General features: G+C 33.9%; 15 protein-coding genes and 1 tRNA gene. 6 read left to right on the forward strand and 10 right to left on the reverse strand.

All coding sequences use genetic code 11. The annotated features are described in order from the left end of the window. Positions 1-66: 66 nt before the first annotated feature. Both BUR19_RS02035 and BUR19_RS02040 read right to left on the reverse strand, forming a co-directional pair. Positions 67-2,325: a zinc-dependent metalloprotease gene (locus tag BUR19_RS02035; RefSeq protein ID WP_074233270.1), complete on the reverse strand. Its 2,259-nt coding sequence runs from the start codon at positions 2,323-2,325 to the stop codon at positions 67-69. A 135-nt stretch (positions 2,326-2,460) separates the two neighbouring features. Beyond that, on the reverse strand, positions 2,461-8,424 hold the full coding sequence (locus BUR19_RS02040; protein ID WP_074233271.1) for an alpha-2-macroglobulin family protein: 5,964 nt from the start codon (positions 8,422-8,424) through the stop codon (positions 2,461-2,463). A gap of 159 nt (positions 8,425-8,583) precedes the next feature. Between BUR19_RS02040 and BUR19_RS02045 the strand changes: the two genes are divergently transcribed. The 4 genes from BUR19_RS02045 (at position 8,584) to BUR19_RS02060 (ending at position 14,182) form a co-directional block, all read left to right on the forward strand. Next, on the forward strand, positions 8,584-9,348 hold the full coding sequence (locus tag BUR19_RS02045) for a UbiA prenyltransferase family protein (protein WP_175565854.1): 765 nt from the start codon (positions 8,584-8,586) through the stop codon (positions 9,346-9,348). 29 nt (positions 9,349-9,377) lie between these two features. After that, positions 9,378-11,177 (forward strand): hypothetical protein, encoded by a 1,800-nt coding sequence (locus BUR19_RS02050; RefSeq protein WP_074233272.1) that lies wholly within the window; start codon positions 9,378-9,380, stop codon positions 11,175-11,177. 68 nt (positions 11,178-11,245) lie between these two features. After that, positions 11,246-12,328 carry a DNA replication/repair protein RecF gene (recF, locus tag BUR19_RS02055; protein WP_074233273.1) on the forward strand — a complete coding sequence of 361 codons (1,083 nt, stop codon included), beginning with the start codon at positions 11,246-11,248 and terminating at the stop codon, positions 12,326-12,328. Between the two features lie 126 nt (positions 12,329-12,454). Further along, on the forward strand, positions 12,455-14,182 hold the full coding sequence (locus BUR19_RS02060) for a T9SS type A sorting domain-containing protein (protein WP_074233274.1): 1,728 nt from the start codon (positions 12,455-12,457) through the stop codon (positions 14,180-14,182). A gap of 353 nt (positions 14,183-14,535) precedes the next feature. Here BUR19_RS02060 and cdd read toward each other — a convergent pair whose 3' ends face one another. After that, positions 14,536-15,015, reverse strand: coding sequence for a cytidine deaminase (gene cdd / locus BUR19_RS02065; RefSeq protein ID WP_074233275.1), 480 nt, complete (start codon positions 15,013-15,015; stop codon positions 14,536-14,538). A gap of 78 nt (positions 15,016-15,093) precedes the next feature. Here cdd and BUR19_RS02070 point away from each other — a divergent pair, with 78 nt between their 5' ends. Then, on the forward strand, positions 15,094-15,621 hold the full coding sequence (locus BUR19_RS02070) for a DUF922 domain-containing protein (protein ID WP_074233276.1): 528 nt from the start codon (positions 15,094-15,096) through the stop codon (positions 15,619-15,621). Here the strand turns inward: BUR19_RS02070 and arfB are convergent. Continuing rightward, positions 15,611-16,003 (reverse strand): alternative ribosome rescue aminoacyl-tRNA hydrolase ArfB, encoded by a 393-nt coding sequence (gene arfB, locus BUR19_RS02075; protein WP_074233277.1) that lies wholly within the window; start codon positions 16,001-16,003, stop codon positions 15,611-15,613. The two genes, BUR19_RS02070 and arfB, sit on opposite strands and share 11 nt — an antisense overlap. 2 nt (positions 16,004-16,005) lie before the next feature. Continuing rightward, positions 16,006-17,034 (reverse strand): AMP-binding protein, encoded by a 1,029-nt coding sequence (locus BUR19_RS02080; RefSeq protein ID WP_074233278.1) that lies wholly within the window; start codon positions 17,032-17,034, stop codon positions 16,006-16,008. A 100-nt stretch (positions 17,035-17,134) separates the two neighbouring features. Here BUR19_RS02080 and BUR19_RS02085 point away from each other — a divergent pair. After that, a tRNA-Gln gene (locus BUR19_RS02085) sits at positions 17,135-17,205 on the forward strand. Positions 17,206-17,327: 122 nt separating this feature from the next. On the opposite strand, the gene BUR19_RS02090 is transcribed toward BUR19_RS02085, so the two are convergent. From BUR19_RS02090 to BUR19_RS02110, 5 genes are all read right to left on the reverse strand, one after another. Beyond that, positions 17,328-18,218, reverse strand: coding sequence for a hypothetical protein (locus BUR19_RS02090; protein ID WP_074233279.1), 891 nt, complete (start codon positions 18,216-18,218; stop codon positions 17,328-17,330). A 9-nt stretch (positions 18,219-18,227) separates the two neighbouring features. Then, positions 18,228-19,565 carry a coiled-coil domain-containing protein gene (locus BUR19_RS02095; protein ID WP_074233280.1) on the reverse strand — a complete coding sequence of 446 codons (1,338 nt, stop codon included), beginning with the start codon at positions 19,563-19,565 and terminating at the stop codon, positions 18,228-18,230. Between the two features lie 3 nt (positions 19,566-19,568). Continuing rightward, complete coding sequence (locus BUR19_RS02100; protein ID WP_074233281.1) at positions 19,569-19,979, reverse strand: hypothetical protein; 411 nt, start codon at positions 19,977-19,979, stop codon at positions 19,569-19,571. Next, positions 19,972-20,412 carry a DUF6804 family protein gene (locus BUR19_RS02105; protein WP_074233282.1) on the reverse strand — a complete coding sequence of 147 codons (441 nt, stop codon included), beginning with the start codon at positions 20,410-20,412 and terminating at the stop codon, positions 19,972-19,974. The genes BUR19_RS02100 and BUR19_RS02105 overlap by 8 nt, the downstream gene beginning before the upstream one ends. A 231-nt stretch (positions 20,413-20,643) precedes the next feature. Next, positions 20,644-20,922, reverse strand: a complete 279-nt coding sequence (locus tag BUR19_RS02110; protein ID WP_074233283.1) for a hypothetical protein — start codon at positions 20,920-20,922, stop codon at positions 20,644-20,646. Position 20,923 lies beyond the last annotated feature (1 nt).

Here is a 20,923-nt window from a genome sequence, read left to right on the forward strand (position 1 = left end):
ATTAATTTTTGAACAAAAAAAACCAACTTCGAAAAGAAGTTGGTTTTTGTTTTTAAGTTTAATTGCTTATTTAACAATAAGATTTTTGCTAGTAGTTTCTCCGTTGTTAGAAATTACAATTCTGTAAGTTCCTGTTTTCAAACTAGAAATGTTAACCTGAGTTTTTTCATTTTCCAAAGATCCATTAGAAACTAATTTTCCGGAAAGATCTAAGATTTGATAACTAGCTCCTTTGTTTACCTTACTCAAAGAGATATTAACTTCTCCTTTTGTAGGGTTTGGATAGATAGCAAAACCTTTGTCAAAAGCAGATTCGTTAACTGCTAGAACTTTATTAATGTTAAATCTGGCAGAGTTTACAGCGAAATATATATTGTTTACAGCTTTTACCATAATCCTTGCATTTCCATTGTTTTCATTTGGAAGAATTACATCAGCGCTTCCTGTATTAGGCACACTTTCCGCTAATACGGTCGGGAAAGTTAAACCATTATCAGAAGAAAGTAAGATTTGTACATTCTCCGTGTTAATTGGGGCTACGTTGGTTCCAGCAAGATCCCAGGTTACAGGCAGAGTAGAACCTCCATTATAGTTGGCCGCTAATGTCTGAGAAGTCACTTTGAAAGGACCAGTTGTTGTAACAGTTACTTTCATCAAATCTCTTGCAGATTGATTTCCTGTCGCTTTGTTGTCATTTACCAAAAGAGAGAAATTCAGAGTTCTTGCAACATTTGGTATTACTTCCCATTTCGGTGTCAAAATATTGTTGGCAATGGATGACATTGTTGGGAAATATCTTTGTGGAGAAGTTGTAGGTGTAAATGATCTGAAGGCTGTTCCTAGGGTTGAAGTAGCAACGGGAGGTTGTGGGTTGTTGGCAAGCGCTGCAAAATCTGTTTGTTCCCAAAGATAAGTTAAATCATCTCCATCAGGATCAGTTCCAGAACCTGTCAGAACAAATGCGGTTCCATTAGGAATTGTGTAATCTGCACCTGCATCAGCAGTCGGAACACCATTATTATTTGATGTTTTTACGGAGCAATCTGTAGTTCTGGAGATGAAATTGTACATTTCATTAACACTTACAGAATGAAAATAGGCATCGCTTCGTGTTTGTATATTATTGGTAGATCCGCAGATTCCCGCATAAGCCATAATCGTGCTGCCACTACCTGGCTCCACCGCTGTACCATTATTAGCATTGCCTTGGCAAGATCCTGTATTGGCACGGAAAGTATGGTTGCCACCAAATTGATGACCCATCTCGTGCGCTACATAATCTATGTTGAAAGCATCATTGATTGGGGAATTTGTACCTGTTGTTCCTTGTGCCTTCCTAGAAGCATTACAAGGAGATTGAAGCGAAGCGACACCACCAGAAGCCGTACTGAAAACGTGCCCAATGTCATAATTGTTTGTACCGATAACATTATCACAAACCGTTTGATTTTGTCCTAATAGAGGGTAACCATTAGCCGCAGAGTTTTCGTTGTCATAGTTGTCACTATCGATAAAGATGATTTGGTCATTATTTGGGACTAATACCATTGTCAAGGAAACAGTTTTTTCATAAACACCATTTACTCTGGTCATAGAGGCATTCATCGCAGCTAAAACTGCTGCTTTTTTCTGTTCCAAAGTACCACCAGACAATCCTGCTCTATTTACATGGAAAGCTGCATATTCTATAGTACAAGCTAATGCTAAGCGATATTTTCTTAGCATTCCGTCTTTTACTATTGGAGCTTTCAGGGCGATAGGTTCTACAGATGGTGGTGTTTGGAAATTAGCTTGGTCAAATCCACAATTGAATTGCTCGGGATATGCAGGCAAATCACTTCTTTTATAAACGATAAAAGTTGACAGGTCATCTGTATAGGTATCCAAATAACTCACTTCCCAATTATCAAAATACATCACATTGATTCCATCAAATGGAGATGTGCTAAGTCTAATTGTATTACCACTGTTATCTTTCTGATAACCTACATAAGACTTGATGTCAGGATATTTATCAGATAATTCCTTGGCCATTACAGGAGCTTCCTTCACAACATAATCTACTAATTTCCCACTAGCATTTGGAAATTTGATGACAACATCTTCGTTGATGGATTCTCTTGCAGGGGCTTTTGCCAACTCAGACTTAATTCCTTTCATGTCCAGCTTGTAGAGATTGTAAGCCTTAGGTGTCGTTGTTCTTTCTTTGAGCGAGATTGTTTTCCCAAGAACACTTGCATTTTGAACTGGAGTCCAAAAATTTTTTTGAGCACTTAGTAGAATAGATGCTAAGATACCAGTGACAGTTAATAAATGTTTTACCATAATTATATATTATAAGATTAATATTTAAAAGAAAGTTTAGTCGTTTTATTAGTTGATTAAAAAAAAGTATTTAAAAATAAAAAAAAGCAACCAAATATTATTATTTGATTGCTTTTTTAACAGTTTTAATATTAATTATTCATTTATAAGCACGCTAGTTCCCTGTGTATGCGCATTCATCTGCGGCGCATAATAATTCTGCAAAGTCGTAATTCCATTAGAGAATTTCCCACTTGCATTCGCTACATAGTCATACTCGAAAACATATTTTCCTTTCGGCATGTATTCGATGTAAAAGTTAGTAGAAGCATCTTTTGTTGATTGATAATATCCCAAATTGTTTTTCCATTGATAACCAGAAATCACATCCAACGGTTCAAAACCAGCAGCTCGCATATCTTTTAAGTGAATGAATTCCATATTTCTGTCGGTGTTCAGAATCATTCTCACGGTAACTTTATCACCAACTTTCAATGGCGAATTTTCATTGATTTTAATTAATTGTTCACCATTTTCAGTCTTCACTTTTTTGTACAATTCTTTAGTAATGGAAATATAACTTTCCGAAGATTTGATTTTGTCCAAATCCTCATAATATTGCCAGAATAATCCACCCTGAACAATTCCAGCGCTTTCTTTTTTGATTGTAACTGTTGATAGATTTTTATCCAAGTTATCAGAAGTTACAGTTTGCTTCACATAACCTGTTGCTTGTGTTTGCGGGTTAAGTTGTTTTCCTCCCCAGTTAATTTCCGCTTTATCACTTTCATTTGAAGTCCAAGATTTCCCCGAATTCAAAATGGTAAAAATCACTTCTGCAGTTCCTCTGGAATTTCCCCAAGAATTTACTTCTTTCTGCGTAATTAGCCAGATTTTCATTTCTTCGATGAAGTTTTCATCAGTTGGTGTTAATTTTTGAAACGCTTCAATGGCTCCGGCGTGATTCACGGTTTTGGAAGAATACCAACCCCAATCGTTTAGATTTTGTTTCCAGTAAACACCTTGAGTTTCTGTTTCTGTCGAAGTTTCTTTCAGATAATTCATCAGTTTTTTCGAAACATCTTTCAATCCATAATTATTAAATAATAAAGCCGCTCTGTATAATCCAAAGAAAGTTAAATCGGTAATTTTTACCGTTTTAGCTTTAGAAATAATAGCCGTTTTCAAAGTTGCGCCTTTTGCTTTCAGAGCATATTCTTTTTCCCAATAATGTCTTGTGTCAAGATAATCGAGAACAAAATTGTTCCAAACATTGTCCTTATCTGTTTTCCAATATTTATTGACTTCGTTATCCACGTAAGAAACCAGTTTTTTAACCATTTCTTTCTGTTCAGAACTTTGATAATCTGTTACATTTCCTTTCAACCATTCATTGATTCTGCCTAGGTTTTTCAAAATATAAAGTGAAGTATAATATGAACTCGGATAACCTTGATACCAGCTAAATCCGCCATCAGGATTTTGCAATTTTACTAATTCTGACCAATCATTTTGAATTGAATTTCGCATCGTATTCGCATCAAATATTCTTGCCAGTTTCTGCATTTGTTCAGTTTCATTTTTACTTTCAAGAACCCAAGGCGTTTCATCTAATAACAATTGCTTCAATTCCTGATTTTTTTCAAGATTCGAGGTCAAGAGACCTTTGAATTGATATTCATCAAAAACGGTTTTCATTTTTGGATTCGCTTTGAAAATCTCCGAAGCCAAAACATCTGCAAACCATTTGTTGAAAATAACATCTGCTGAATTATTAGTATCATCTTTCAGGCTTGGAAGCGCAAACATAATTTCCCAAATTGGATTGGTTGTTAGTTCCAAAGTATTGGAAACATTGGTTAATGTTTTAGAATCAGAATTTTTTAGATTTTCTAAAGTGAAAGTTTTCGTCTGTCCTTCTTTCACAAAAATCGGAAGTGCGTCTGTCACCAACATTCTGTTAGGCAAAACAGCGATTGCTTTTTGTTCGCCATCAGAGAAATTTCCAGCCTTCGCAACGATTTTAATAATAATTGATGAAACATCGTTCGGAACTTTCACTTTCCAATTCACCACGGAATTTCCTTTTTCCGTTAATGTAAAAGTTTGTTCTCTATTATAACCAGGAACAGCCGTCAATGTGCTAATCCCGAATTTCTCCGAAATATCTTCATTTGTAAACGCATCCAAAATCTGCAATTGTGTAAAACCATTTAATTTTTGATTAACCAAACTTGAGATTTTAGTCTGAAGATTCAATTCGTCGCCTTCTCGTAAGAATCTTGGATAATTTGGTGTGATAGAAAATTCTTTTTGCGTTACGACAGATTTTTCCAAAATTGCACTTCTCGCATCTTTTGTATGCGCCAAAAACATCACTTTCCATTGTGTCAAAGCTTCCGGAGAAGTGAACTCAAACGAAATATTTCCTTTTTTATCTGTTAGAAGATTTGGATAGAAATAAGCTGTTTCGTTGAGGTTTTGACGAACTGGGATTTTGTTTAAATCTTTTTCCTTTATTCTTGTAGTAATGACTTCTTCGATATTTTGAGTTTTTGCAGAATCTGAAACTTGTATTCCTGCAGCTCTACCTTGAAGTTTCATTGCTGGAGCGGAAACAGACATTTCAACTTCACTTGCATACATTGCTTTTGGTTTTGGACAACCTTGATATTGAGCCGTTCCAGGAACAGTTGGACAAGCATCATCTGAATTTGCAATTCCGTCACCATCTATATCAGAACCAAATAAAATGGCACCATTAAACCAATTGAATTGAGGAATGATTATATTCAAAGTCTTTAAATACTTAACTTTACCGTTGTAATATTGTTGTTCCAAACCATTTCTAAATTCATAAGAACTTTGATAAAAAGGAGAATAGAATTCCTGCCAATTCCAAGAATTAGACGCAAATTGGTCAAGCGATTTGTCGTACATATTCGCCAAAACTTCAGCGTTGATTTTTTCTTTGTCAGCGCCAGAGATTTTTATCGTCCATTTTTCTTTTTGTCCAGGCTGTAATTTGTCTCGGAAAGTAACGGTTTCAATTTTCAAATCATCTTTGCTGTCTGCTATTTTCAAATCAACATTTTCGGTTTTTACATCATTAAACGCAACCAATTGGAATTGCAAATTAATTTTCGAGATACTTTCATCTTTCGGAATGGTAGTTTCATATTCCAGAATTCCATTTTTGAAAGATTTGGTTTCTGTAACAGTTTCTTCTTTTCCATTTTGGATGAAAATGTTGACCAAAGCATCCGGAATCGCAGAGTAAACAAACACTTTTACTTTCTCGCTTCGTTTGTATTCCTGCGTTGGTCTAATCACTTCCAAGAATGGATTTTGATTTTGTACAAGTGATTTTTTGTCCCAAACTTTGAAGAATTGTTCCGTTTTTATCGTGTCTTTCCCTTCGATGTTATAAAATTGAAGTTTATAAGTTCCAGCTCCCAATTTCCCTAAATCGAGATTAGTTGTTGGTTGTTGGTTGTCAGTTGATGGATTTTCAACTTGATTAATCAATTGTTTTTCAACTTTCCAATTCTTCAAATCATCATTTTTATCAAATCTGTCGTGAGGAAATTTCTGCACAAATTCTTCTTTAGAAAGTTTTGGTAGATCCTGAACAACCGAAGCAAAATTCTCTCTAAAAATCTGTTTTGGTTCTTCCAGTTTTTCCAGTTTTACGTTATAAGATTTCTTCAAAACTTGGTCGTTGTAATTTTTGGTGTCAACATTTAGTTTTACAGCTTCATTTGAAAACGTATTTCCGATTTCGTTCGCCGTAATGTAATGAGAAACCGAAGCCACTTTTACATTCGTATTTGCGGATTGAGTTTCTCCGTTGATGTCCGTCACAGAAGCATTAATTGCATAATTATCAATCTGAATACCTTCCAGAGTTTCATCTTTTTTCAACTCGATTTTGATAGTAAATTCTCCTTTTTCGTTGGTCTTTACATCACCAAGAATCGAATTTTCGTTATCATTTCCACGAGGATACCACCAGAAATACTTCCAACGGATATTCTGTTTTTTGATTTCGTAATTCACAATTGAATTGCTCAAAGGAACGCCTGAAAACATCATCGCTTTTCCTTTCAGTTCGATAGTTTGACCATATTTGTATTCGTCTTTTATCGGGTCAAAAGTCACTTCAAACTTTGGACGTTTGTATTCCTCAACATTAAAATCCGTATAACCTGAAATATGATAACCAGAATTATCATCGTCATTATCAACTTCAATATTGAAATTTCCGTTCAGCTTGTTTTTTGGAAGTGTAAAACTGCCATTCACCGAACCAAATTCATTGGTTGTCAGTTTCAAAGTTTGCAATTCTTCGCCGTTTGCGTCGTGCAAAGTGATATTCAACGGAATTTTTTCTAATGTTTTTACTCTCTGAGTTTCGCCATTGATTCCAGTTGCAATCGCTTTGAAATAAACAATTTGTCCAGGTCTGTAGATTTTTCTGTCAAGGAAAATCTGTGCCGATTCCTGATTCTCGGATTTATTTCGATTGCCATAATCACTATCATAGCCGTAAACATTTATCATCGAATAATTGTTCCCGTTTTTCACAAGAAAATTTCTGTAATATTCTTTATTCTCAGAATTAGGAATTTGAAAACTTCCGGAAGCATCGGTTTTTACAGAATATTTTACGATTTGTTTTCCTCTTACAAATTCAACAATCTCAAGATTCTCGTTAATAAAAGCTTTTCCGTTTTCGTTGTTTACGAGTTTTAGAATATTAGCTTTTGGATTGTTATCATCTTTTTTAGAATAGATGATTTTCGAATCAGAAACGATGAAATAAAAACTTTTCTGAACAGAATTTTCCACAACATATTCAGCCAGATAAATCCCTGCAGGAAGAGCCTTCAGCTCCAAAGACGTTTTATGCGTTTTGAAATCGAAAGATTCCGGAATCGTGAATTGGTCTTTTCTTATCAGTGTTTTTTTGACTTTCGCAAAAGGTGTTTTGTAAGAATCGAAAACGTGATTCAGAAAACCTTGTGTGTCATCTTTTACTTCATAAATATTCAAAGAAAATTGCTGAACATTTTTTCCTTCCGCAACGATGTGAATTGGTTTGTTACTCTGGGTTTCGTTCTCATAAAACAAGTTCAGTTGCGGATTTTTGATCTGATTTTCTTTGTTTTTAATATTATTGATAAATTTCGATTTTGGATAAAGTTCTTTCGCTTTATTTGCCCAAACCAAAGCTTTTTTGTTATCCTCTTTTTGCTGAAGAATCTCAATCATATCATCGATAATCAAGACTTTGTAATCGCCTTTTACAGATTCGTCTTCAACCAATTTTTCAAGTTGTGCGAATTTGTCTTTACAATTATTGAATTCACAATTATAATTGATTTTCTGATGCTTGAAATACAATTGAGAATTTCCAGAAAGTGAAGTAATTTCCGAATCAAAAATTGAATTGATTTTTGTCGAATTCACTTTCAATTCATTCGGTGTGAAAAGATTTTGATTTCTTAAGAACTCAATATAATTGTAATTGTACCAATCGGAAAGTGTTGGAAAATATTCAAGATTATCAGATTCGTCAAAGATTTCCTTGTATTTCTGCATCGATATTTTCTTCAAAACAGAATTTTCTTTTTCTAATTCTGAATAATTCTTCGATAAATAATTTTTAAAATCCAGCTTGCTCCAAGTTTCGATTTGTGATAAATCGGCGTTGTCAATATTAGTTTTCTGATTGATTTTCCAAGAATTATTCTGATAATAATCTTTGATAAATTCCAGAGTCAGAAGATGAAACAATTGTTTTTCATCGCCTTTCAATTTGGTTTCCGTATTTTGAAGCTTCGAAAAGAATTTGGAATTTTCATCATTCTTCGTATCATCGTAAGTCTGCTTTGTAATACTGAATTCCGCTTTCAAAGATTTGATGATTTGAATGGCGTTGTTGTCTTTCAAAGCTTGGTTTTGTATTTCCAGAATGATCGGAAGATTGGATTTGTAAGTTCCTTTTTTATAATTGTCTTCGATTTTTTTCCATTGCTGGTCGTAATAGTTTTGTGCGGAAAAATTCATAGTAGCAAATATCAATAAGAATACTAATAAAGATTTTAGGATTTTCATATATGTCTTTTATTTTTTTTTTTGAATGAGTGACTGAATCACTTTATAAAGATGCATTATTTTATCGTAAGGTTGGAAAGAGAAATATTTTTTTTGAAATTTAACGTTTTGAAGATTTTATTTATTTAGAACAATTTTTCCGACATTTGTTAAAGTAAAATGTCGATTTTAAATTTAGCAAAAAAATATCTCATTGAGAGTCAGGTCTATGTTTCATTAATGGGAACTTTTCTGGCTGGATTTTTTATGCTGGAGCAAAAGATATTCCGTTGGCCGACTTTGTTGTTGATTTTCATTACTTATTTCAGCGGTTATCTTTATACCAAATATCAATACGACAAAAAGAAATTTTTCAAGATTCTGATTTTCAATTGTATTTGTGGAATTATTAGTGTGATTCTCATCCTCAAAAATCATAACGAATACAGACTTTTGAAATGGGCAATTATAGTCGTTTTGGGTTTGCTCTACAATTCTTTTTTTCTGGAGAAATTTATTCGGAAAATTCCTTTGTTAAAGATTTTTTATGTTGGATTGACTTGGGCTTTGATTAATTCTTGGCTGATTCTTCCTCAATTTAATTGGCCGATTTTTTTAATTTCTTGGTTATTCATTTCGGCTTTGGTTTTACCTTTTGATATCCGAGATATGAAAAGTGATGACGTTGTGACTTTTCCGATTTTAATTGGCGTTCAGAAAACTAAAATTCTTGCTTATCTACTGATTTTTATTTCTGGTTTATTGAGTGTTTTTTCCCTTGATTTAGAATTCGGTATTTATTTTTTCTTGACGATAATTATCACATTTATATTGATTTATTTTTCTGAAAATAGCAATCAAGAATCATACTTTTCTTTTTGGGTTGAGAGTTGTAGCGGATTACCTTTGTTATGGCTTTTCGTGCATTGGCTTGTAAATTGCTAAACAGATTTTGTTGAATTTTCCGATTATTGATGAACAAATCGATTCTGATTTTTATTTTCGTTTTAAGTTGCTTTTCTTTTGCTAATGCCCAGGAAGGAAAAGATTCGCTTTATTATAAAATCGAGGAGTTTTCTGATAGAAGAAAAGTTACGAAATTCATTCATCGTTTTATATTTCGTAGAGAAGCGGATTCGGCTTCTGTAAAAACCAGAACGGATAAACAATCTCAGGAAACTTATGATGGAAGATATATCCGAAATATCAAAATTGAAACGATCGACCCTTTTGGATACGGTTCCAAAGACAAAAAAGAAAAGTCCAAATGGTACGATTGGTTTACAAATCATCTTCATTCCAATACCCGAGTTTCAACCGTTAATAATTATTTGCTCTTCAAAAAAGGCGAAGAATATAACGCTCAAAAACTCTACGAATCCGAACGTTTGCTAAGAGCGATGCCTTTCGTAAACAGAGTTAATATCAGTGTTTCTGACAGCACTTCTACCAAAGATTCTATTGATGTTGTAGTAAAAGTTCTCGATTCCTGGAGTTTGAAGCCGAGAGTGAGTTATTCCGGAAGTAAAATTGGTCTGGGAGTAACGGAAGAGAATTTTCTTGGACTTGGCCACGAAGCGGATTTCCTTTACAGAAACGATTCCAAGGAAAAACAAGATTATATGTACGGAAGTTATACGGCTTACAATCTTTTTGGTTCTTACATCAATGCTCAGGTTTTGGGAGAACGTGATTTTGCTAAGAATGAAAGAATCAATTTCAATGTCAAAAGGGATTTTTTCTCTCCGTTGACAAAATGGGCAGGTGGTTTTACTTTTGAATATTTTATGCGAAATGTGCTCCTTCCAATAGAAACAGACACAACTTTTCCAGAAGTTCAGATCAAAGTTTACAGTCAGGATTTGTGGGGCGGTTATCAAATTCCAGTTTCATCAAATCCAGATGAAAAAGTCTCCAGTAATATTGCTTTGATAGGACGTTTTCAGAATTATCAATATAAAGATAGCCCTTATGTTGACCAGTTTGGGTATTTCCGTTCTTACAGTAGTTTTCTGATGTCTGCGGGATTTATTCAAAGGAAATTCTCCGTTCAGAAGAATATTTTTCAATATGATTTGCCGGAAGATATTGCTTATGGAAATACGTTCAGTTTAACCGCCGGATTTTTGTCGAGAAGTAATGAAGTGATGCCTTACGCTGGTGTTTCGGGTTCATATGGCGACTTTACTAAGATTGGTTATTTTAATATTAAGGCTCAGTTTGGAAGATTCTTTAATGAAGACAGCCAAAACCGAGAATCTTTCCGGTTGGACGGAACTTATTTCACAAATCTAATGGATTGGAAATTTGCGAAGGCAAGACATTTCTTTTCTCCAACCTTGGCTCTTGGAAATCCTCAACATAATTATTCTTACAGAGACAGAATCAACCTTTCCTCAGCAGAAGATTTTCCTGTTTATAATGCAGATTACATCGGCACAAAGAAGTTGGTTTTGAGATATCAGCTTCAACTTTTCGTTAATAAAACTTGGAAAAATTTCCATTTTAGTCCTTATTTGACAACTGCAGTTGGCTGGCTGGGAATGCCTGATGATAATCTTTTAAAGACTAAAGCCAATACAAAAATCGGAATTGGGGTTTTGATTAATAATCCATACTTGGTTTTCAACAGGATTCAGATTTCGTTTACTTATTATCCTCGAGTTCCTTTTGATAACAATTCGGTTTTTGATTTTAACAGCAACCGAAATAATGTTTTGCCACTGAATAATTTTGGTACGGATATTCCGCATTTTGTGAATTTTGGGAACTAAATTCTTTTTTAGTAATAAATTTTGAAAGCTTTTATTTTTAAACGATTTTTGTAAAATCAATTTCAAGAATGGTTATCAACAAACTTTCACTCATCAATTTCAAAAATCACTCGGAACAGTCTTTTGATTTTTCGCCTCAAATCAATTGTTTTGTGGGCAATAATGGAGTAGGGAAGACCAATATTCTGGATGCACTTCATTATCTTTCTGTTGGCAAAAGTTTCCTCGGAAATTCTGACCTTAATAATGTAAAATCTGATGAAGATTTCTTCGTCATTGAATCCGAAATTCAGAATGAGGAAAAAGAAGATATTATCAAAATCCTTCAACCAAAAGAGTCCAAAAAAGTCATCAAGAAAAACGATAAATCTTACGACAGATTGGCTGACCATATTGGTTATCTGCCGAGTGTGATGATTTCGCCTTATGATTCTAATTTGATTTCTGATTCGGGAGAAAGCAGAAGGAAGTTTCTGGATGCGATGATTTCTCAGACCGATTCCTCTTATCTTTTTGATTTGATTCAGTATCAGAAAACAATACAGCAAAGAAATGCATTACTGAAATATTTTGCCAAAAACAGAACTTTTGACAAAGATTCTCTGGAGATCTATGATGACCCTATTTCAAACTTCGGAACCCGAATTTTCGAAAAAAGAAAAGAATTCATAGAAAAACTGAATCCGATCGTTCAACATTTTTATGAAATCATTTCCGGCGGAAAAGAAATCGTAAATGTCATTTATGAATCTCATCTTTTTGACAATACTTTTAAAGAACTTTTATCAAGCTCTATTGATAAAGACAGAGCTTTAACTTATACTTCAAAAGGAACTCACAAAGATGATTTGTTGTTTGAAATGAATGGTAATTCAATCAAAAAAATTGGTTCTCAGGGTCAACAGAAATCTTTCTTAATTTCTTTAAAATTAGCCCAAATCAACCGAATCAAAGAATTGACAGGAAAATCACCAATCCTTCTTTTGGATGATATTTTTGATAAGCTGGATGATACGAGAGTTTCTCAACTGATTGAACTGGTAAACAAAGAAAGTTTCGGACAGATTTTCATTACTGATACACATAAAGAACGAACAGAAAACGTTGTAAGGCGCATCAACGAGGAGAGTAGAATGTTTGAGATTTCATAGTTTGCATTCTCTGAACCCAAGTTAATTTTCTCTAAAACAAGATAAATATCATATTCCAAAATACTTTTTGGTAAGAAGAACTCAATACTTTTGTGAAGTAATTTTTAATTATTCTAAATAAATATTATGAAAAAGTTTTACGTTTCTCTCTTCTTCTTATCTGCTATGATTAGCAACGCACAAAGTTTTGAAGAAATCTCTCAGCCCAATCTTAAAAATTATTTCTATTCTGCAGCGGCAGTTGCAGATGTTGATAACGACGGATCTCAGGATATATTTTTCACTGGTGCGATAGATGCTGACGGAGATACCAATGTTGATACGACTTCCAATAGTCTTTACAAAAACAGCAATGGAACTTTCTCTTCCATTCAGGATTTTGGAGAAAATTCGGTTCACTTGAGCGCTGTGAAGTTCATCGATTTTGATAATGACGGACTTTTGGACGTTATCACAACTGGATTAAGCTATAATGATATCGTGAATTATCAACAATATCGATATAAAAATACAGGTTCTGGTTTTACTCTGGTTGATAATGCAGCTGGGAAAATCTACGGGGGCTTAGATGTTTTCGATTTCAACCACGATGGGAAACAGGATTATGCAATCAACGGAACACAGTATGTTGAAGGAGTAGGGTTCACACACGAATTGGATTTATATCTTAATAATTCAGCAGGTTTTCAGAAAAATACAGCTTGGGCGGCAGGAACACAAAACGGAAGTTTCAAAGTGATTGATGTTAATAATGATAACGAGCTGGATTTAATCGTCAACGGATATAATGCTAACTACAAAGGAACTTTCTCTATTTATATTAACGAGAATGGAAATTTAGTTAAGAAGTCTGAACTTCCAGTAGTGAGTGACAGCAAAATGTCTTTTGCGGATTTCAACGGTGATGGTTTTCAGGATTTCGTAGTTGCAGGTCAGGATGAAAATTATGACCCATATCTGGCAGTTTTCATTAACGATGGCCAAGGGAATTTTACAGAAAATAAAATCGAAGGCGAAGGATTGTCTGGTGGTGGAGTAGAAGTCGGTGATTTCAATAACGATGGATATTATGATTTTGTTGTCATTGGAGATAATGATTATGAATCCTATTCTAAAATTTTCCTTTACAATCCTCAACTTCAGAAATTTGAGAAAGATGAAAATACGAACCTTTACAATTTGGGAAGCCAAGGAACTTTAGCTGTATTTGATTATAATAACGACGGGAATCTTGATATTCTAGCCAATGGTTTTGATTGGGATGACCCAGACTTGTTGCCTTACACCAAATTATTCAAAAATAAAACGACGGTTACCAATCAAAAACCAGATGCGCCAACAATTTTAACCGCAACAGATAATGACGGTAAAATCAAATTCACTTGGTCTGGAGCAACAGATGACAAAACGCCGGAAAACTCTCTTCAATATGAATTGAGTGTTGGTTCCGAAGCTGGAAAAACTGACATCGCAAAATATATTGTGACTACAAAAAGCTGGTATCTGGATAAAATGGATTTACCCTCCAAAATATTCTGGAGCGTAAAATCAATTGATGCTGCAAAAAAATATTCGGATAAATCCCAAGAAAAAGAATTGGCGGTTCTAGGCGTTGCTGATGTTAAAAACACAACAGTTTCTATCTATCCAAATCCAGTAAAAGGTGTCTTGAACGTAAAATCTACGAGCAAAATCAAAACGCATAAAGTCTATAATCTTGCAGGACAAAGTTTGAATACAGAATTGACATCAGATTCTACAATTGATTTTTCTCGTTTTGATAAAGGTATTTATGTTGTAGAAATCCAATTTGAAAATGGTAAGAAAACTACTCGGAAAGTGATTAAAAACTAATAACCAAACTTTCATATCCATATCTACATTTTAAAAAGAAAAGCCCATCAAGATTTTGAATGGGTTTTTCGATTTTATTGTGTTCTTGTTTAAATAAAAGATTATCAGAGAAAATTATTATTCTCGAAGATTAGGCTAATTTCGCAGATGTTTTTTTAATAATCAAAGTTTTAATTGTTGAAAAGAAATAGAAAATGACAACTTAGCCCTGATGGGAACGGCATCCTTTTTTGTTATTGCGATTGCTGAAATGCTCAATGGATTGCTTCACGTTGTTCGCAATGACAAAAAAGATATAGTGGACAGCAGGTTGAAATGTTCTACCGAAGCCACCAGCTTGTTGCTCCTAAAAATTACAAAAAGCTTCCATCAAATGAGAAAGGTAAAAGGTCTCTGATAGATTTTGTTTTGATGATTTCTCCGTTGGGTGCGGCAAAATAGATTTCGATTTGTTCTTTTTGCTTAGCTTCATACTCCAAAATAGATTGTCTGCAACCGCCACAAGGTGGAATTGGAACGGAACTCAAAGCGTCTTCCGGTCCGCCAATTACAAATATTTTTTTGATTTTTACATCAGGATAATTCGCTGAAGTCCAAAAAATAGTCGTTCTCTCTGCACACAATCCGGAAGGATAAGCGGCGTTTTCTTGGTTGCTTCCTGTGATTATTTCGCCGTTTTCCAAAAGAAGTGCACAACCAACAAAAAAATGGGAGTAAGGTGCATAAGCTTGTTCTCGAATGGTTTTAGCTTTATCAAAAAGTGTTTTTTCTATATCGTTGAGTTCATCGTAACTCGGGATAACTTCAAAGTTGATTTTTATCTCTTTTTCCATTTTTTAAAATGAGGGAGGTAAAAATACATTTTTTGTGGAAATAAATTAACATTAATTGAAAAAAAACATCTAAGAGATATGTTACGACCATTTTTAGTACTTATTTTTCTGTTTTTCATTGGATTGACTAAGGCTCAAGACAAGATTTTTTGGAATGAAAACCGGAGGCTGGTTTGGGAAGATTTCCAATCGAAAACGCAACCGGATACTTCCAAAGCCGCCGCAACAACCTTTTGTGGAATCTCCTATTTGTTGAACAGTCCAACTAAAAAATTCACTTCCAGAGAAGTTAAGATTGAATCTTTTTTTGTTCCTACAAGATCTTGGGCGCATAGTGACCACAAAACGGATTTGGTTCTAATGCACGAGCAAAGTCATTTTGATATTGCCGAATTGTTTGCGAGGAGATTCAGGAAAGTAATCAGTGATAAGACAATGGATGCTAAAACCCTTCAAAAGTTTTACACGGATATTTATGATGATTACAAGGATTATCAGCAGGATTATGAAACGGTAACCAATCATGGAAGAATTCGTGACAAACAATATGAATACACTCAGAGAATTAATCAGGAAATAGAAAAGCTTTCGGATTTTAAAACCTGAATTTTCGATTCTCTTTCTTCTCAGACAATTTCTTTTTGTTGTCGATACGTTTCTGGATGTGACCTTTTGAAGGTTTTGTAGCCAGTCGTTTCTTTGGAACAAATAGTGATTTTTCAACCAGTTCCAGCATTTTCTCAGTTACGATTTTTTTGTTTTGAAGCTGAGTTCTGCTATCAGATGAAGTCATTTGCAGCAAACCTTCGGAATTAATTCTATTTTTCAATTTTTCCGAGATTCTCAATTTTTCATCGAAAGAAAAAAACTGACTTTCCATTACATTCCAAATCGCTGTTACAGCTGTTTCCACCTTGTTCACGTTTTGTCCGCCAGCTCCGGAAGAGCGGGAAGTTTTGTAGCTGATTTCGGTAGAAAAATCCTTCATTTTTAGTTTTTGATCAATTTCTTTAATTCAAGACGATTCACTTTTCCGTTGGGCGTTCTTGGGATTTGCTCTACAAAAATAATTTCTTTTGGCTTATGAAACGATTTTTCAAATTTTAGATTATAAATTTTAGATTTTAAATGTTCGTTATTTTCTCCTTCGATTATGAGGATTAATTTTTGTCCGAGTTTTTCATGTTCAATTCCGAGGAAAACAACTTCATTGGGAATTTCTTTTTTAACTAATTTTTCTAACTCTTCGGGAAAAATCTTTGCACCTCCGGAATTGATCACATTGTCAATTCTTCCCAGAAATCTGAATTGATTTTTCGCATTAATCTCCACCAAATCATTGGTCTGCAAAACTTCTGAATTCAGTTTTGGAGCAAATATTTTCAGGCAACCTCTTTCATCCAGAGAAATATCAATGCCATCAAAAATTGTAAGCCAATCTTCCTGATTTGGATAAATCTGTTTTAAAGCGATGTGAGAAAGGGTTTCGCTCATTCCATAAGTTTCGAATATTTTGGTTTGAATATTTGTGGTTTTGAGGGTTTGAGATATTTTTTGTTTTAAAGTTTCCGAGACTGATGCGCCTCCGATGATCAGATTTTTAATCCAGTGGATTTTGTCCAAAGAATTTTCAACCTGCAAAGGTGTCATTGCGCAGAAATCAATTTCTTCATTGACATTTTCCAATGGATTGAGAGAAGTAGTAGCAATTTTCAGTTTTAATTTTCTTGAAATACTTCTTACAACCGTCATTTTTCCGGAGATATATTCAATCGGAAGACAAAGTAAGGCTAAATCGCCTTCTTTTAATCCTAAAAAATCACAAGTCATTTCTGCCGAATTCAACATTTTTGATTTTTCTATGTCAAAAACTTTCGGAATTCCGGTAGAACCAGAACTCTGGATTTTTACCGTTTTTGACTCCGAAAACCATTCTTTTATGAAGTCTAAAACTTTGGTTTCAAATTCTTTAGATGGTGTTTCTGCAATTGGTGAAGCTTTGGAAAGGTCGATTAACATTGAGATGTGTGAAAAATTATTTTATAAAATTATGCATTTTTTTTCGAAGAAAATTTGGAACTTAAAAAAAAAGCTGTACATTTGCACCACAATAAACGACAGACCCATGGTGTAACGGTAGCACTTCGGTTTTTGGTACCGCCTGTCGGGGTTCGAATCCCTGTGGGTCTACATTGTAAACTAGCAATCAACTGAATTTCAGTTGATTGCTTTTTTTTATTCATAAGGTATTGAAGTAAAAAAAATGAGCTTTCAAAATGTTGAAAACTCATTTTATTAGCTGAATAATTATTTTATTTATTCAGAATCACATTTTTTATGATGGGTTCCAGATTAGTAGGCAAATCAGCATCTTTAACTTGATATTTCGCCACATTCATTTCTTTCAACCAATTTTCCCAATATGTTTTAATTACATCCCCTTCAAAAGGATTTCCTTTTTCCGGATTGATTCCTAGAACTACAATTTCCAGATTAGTAAGTTTATCATTGGCTTTGATAAATCCGAGTCCCTTGTCAGTGATTTTAGTTTTGAAATCGGAAGTATTCAACTTTAAGGATTTTACCAATTCTGGCGTTAGATAAGAGGTTTTTTCATTTTCTGTGAATTTAGAATCTTTGTGGAACATATAGCCATCTGTTAAAATAAAAAGAATGTTTCTATGTTTGTCTTTGATGCAATAATCATTGACCTTATTCTTGAAAAATCCCCAGATATCGGAACCGACGTATTGTTTGTCCTGAATCGCTGATTGGTAAATTTTTTCAGGCAGGGTAGAATATTTTTCGTCAATGAGATTGATAGTTTCTTTAGAAGTATTCTTATCAAACGAAACTTTCAGCTGTTTTGCAAAGTCGTTGATTTTGGAATCGGAAGGTTCTGGATTGAAGAATATCTGCATCTGGTCATTCAGTTGCATCACTTTTTTACTTTTAACGTGGTCAATAAAACCGTTTTTAATCGCTTTGATGTATTCCAAATCCCGTTGATAATATTCCATTGATGGGTTTGGGTATTTTTCCGGGTTGATTCTATCAGAAAGGTCGATGAGAATGCTAACATTTAAGTTCTTGCTACTGGCAATCGAATCATTGATTTTTCCACCATCATCAACTTTTGGTTCACTTTTTTTACATTGAATAAAAAATAATGAAAGAATTAATAAGTAATATATTTTTTTCATAGTATTGGTTTATAAAACAGAAACGTAAACTGAATTTTGGCTGTCAGAATTGGCGCCGACTTTGTTCAGATTATAATTGTATTGATTTTTGCATTCCTCTATCATTTCTTGCTTTACAGGATGAGAAACAGCTAATTTTTCACCAATAAATGTAATCCAGCCCTGGACATATTCCGAAGCATAAGATTTGTATTCTTTGGTAGGAATGATAACACCATCAATAATATTTTGGAGTTCTTCGATTCTTCCTCGGGCTTTGATGATTAATTCTTTGATGCTTGCAATACCGTTTTTGATTTCTTCCATTTGTTTTTCAAATCCTGTAATGCGGTCTTGATGAACAAGAATGTCTTTTTGTTTTTTGATTTGCTCGTGTTTGATTTTATCTTTTTCTTTATGTTCTTTCATAATGAAATCGAAAACCAATCCCCAAATAATATAGACCACAAATCCGGCGAAAATAATTCCCCAAAACTGATTCTTCGTAAAAGCAATCGACAAATCAAAAGGTGGAGAATCGAAAGTTTTATTAAGCTCATAGATTTTAGATTCGATTTCATAAGCAAGAATGGCATCGAAAACGAAAGTCACAACAAAAAGCAGGAACATTTTTACATAATTCAGCCAGTTTTTGTTTTCTCCAAACATATGAATCAAGTAACCTAAACCGAGGAAAACAAACGGAATCAAAGTCACAAAAGCACCTTCCAACGGACCTTCATCCCAAGCCTTGTTGAATGCCTGTGCATCTAAAACACTTTGCATAATGCTCACATTCGGGTCAAATGTTTTAAAGAACGCCGAGAAGGAAGTCGAAATATAAAATGTAAACAGGTACAAGCTGATTGGAATCAAGAGCAATAGCCCAATCCAAAATTTTGTAGAAGCGCCTTTGCTTGCATTGATCTGATACTGTTCCGGATTTTTCGGAATATCATTAATTTCGAATTTCAAAGTTTCAATTTTATCCTTAACCGTGTCAACGTTTTGCTGAATTTCTTTGATTTGCTCTTCCTTATTATCGAGAGAAATGGTAAGACCTTTGATTTCGGTTTCTTTATTTTTTTGCTCGTTGATGTAAGGCTCTTTCAGTTTATTTTGTTTGTCAGCCAATTCTTTTTCCTCATTCTGAAATTTGGAATAGATGGCGTCCAGACAAATCGATAAAGCGGTGTGGTTTCCATTGTTGCGAGAGCTATCTCTATAACCAGATTCGTGGTAGGTTCTCTTTCTGCTTTCTTCCGTTACTTCTTCATTGTTGTTGGTTTCTACAATTTTAAGAGGAGATTCTTCTTTCTCAACTGCAACAGGTTTCAGCCTGAAAATGTTTTTGATATTACTGGTCATAATTTAGTTTTTTAAATCGTTAAAAATGTCAGTTTTACTTTTTCCTTCTTTTACAGAATCGATGAGATAATCTACGATTTGTAATACATTTTCTTCCATAAATCCGAACATCAGGACGTATTTTTCCAAGGATGTTCTCTCATTGGGAGAAACAATTCCATCAGCCCAAATCATTACTGTTAAATCGTAGAGATAATCGATTTTTTCTTCGATATTTTCAGGTATCACGATTTTTGAATTGATAGGATTCAAAAGGATTTCGTCTAATTTTTTAGGAGATATCCCTCTTTCTTCGGCCGATTTGTAAAGCGCTTTCAGTTCAAGTGGACTAAAATTGTCATCACAAAGTGCCATTTGATAAAGCCTTAAAAAATGGGCTTTAAGGTTTTCGGTTGGTTCTATAATTTCATTCATTGTTATTATTGTTTTTTGATGAAGTTCTAATGATTCTGTCCCTGCTGAATGTTTTAGCTGGAGTCGGTTTTTCCGGGATGATTTCCTGAAGTGGTTCTTTCTTTTTTAATCTGATGACGACCAGCAGCAGGAATAAAATCCCTGTTACAATGTCAATCGGAATCCAGAGACTTTTGAGATAAAGATGAATTGGAAAAATCGGATTAAATAAAATCAAAATGATTCCGAAAACAATTACCCAATGATATTCTTTCTGTCTCCCGAAATAATAAATCACAATTCCTGATGCAATGAAAACGATGATTCTAAGAAATGTGTAATATGATAGTGGTAAAGGAAGAATAGCGAAGAAACAGCAAAGTGCACAAAAAAAGAAAAATGTTTTGTAGATAATTTCTAATCGTTTGAAATTTTTAGAATTATTTGCTTCCATCGTTAATTACATCCTGAGCAATAACTCTTGTCTACATATTCCTTATTTCCGCCAGAGGATAAATAATAGCAGCCACCTTTTTCTCCTACATATAATGTGTGTCCATTATAAGTACATCTTCTGTTTGAATCTCCATCTGAATCTCCGCTTCTAGAACAGGAATTAAATGATAAACAGATTATAAAAAGTAAAATTATTTTTTTCATAGTCAAATTCTAAAGTGTTAAAAGCCTAATTACATCCTGAACAGTAGCTTCTGTCCACATATTCTTTGCTGTTTCCTGCCCAATAATAACAACCACCTTTTGGTCCGACTTCTAGCGGATAACCGTTGTATGTACAGCCATTTTTCTTTGAGTACGATTTTGATGATTTTTTCTTTTTAGAAGATTTTTTCTTCTTCTGTCTTTTAGCAAAAAATTCTGTATTTGAAGAATTTTTTGCTGAAGCGTCGTAAGTTGTTGGGATTAATAATCCTAATGTCAATAAAATAAAAAGTAGTTTTTTCATA

Origin of the sequence: Epilithonimonas zeae, from assembly GCF_900141765.1 — a bacterium.
Lineage (GTDB): Bacteria > Bacteroidota > Bacteroidia > Flavobacteriales > Weeksellaceae > Epilithonimonas > Epilithonimonas zeae.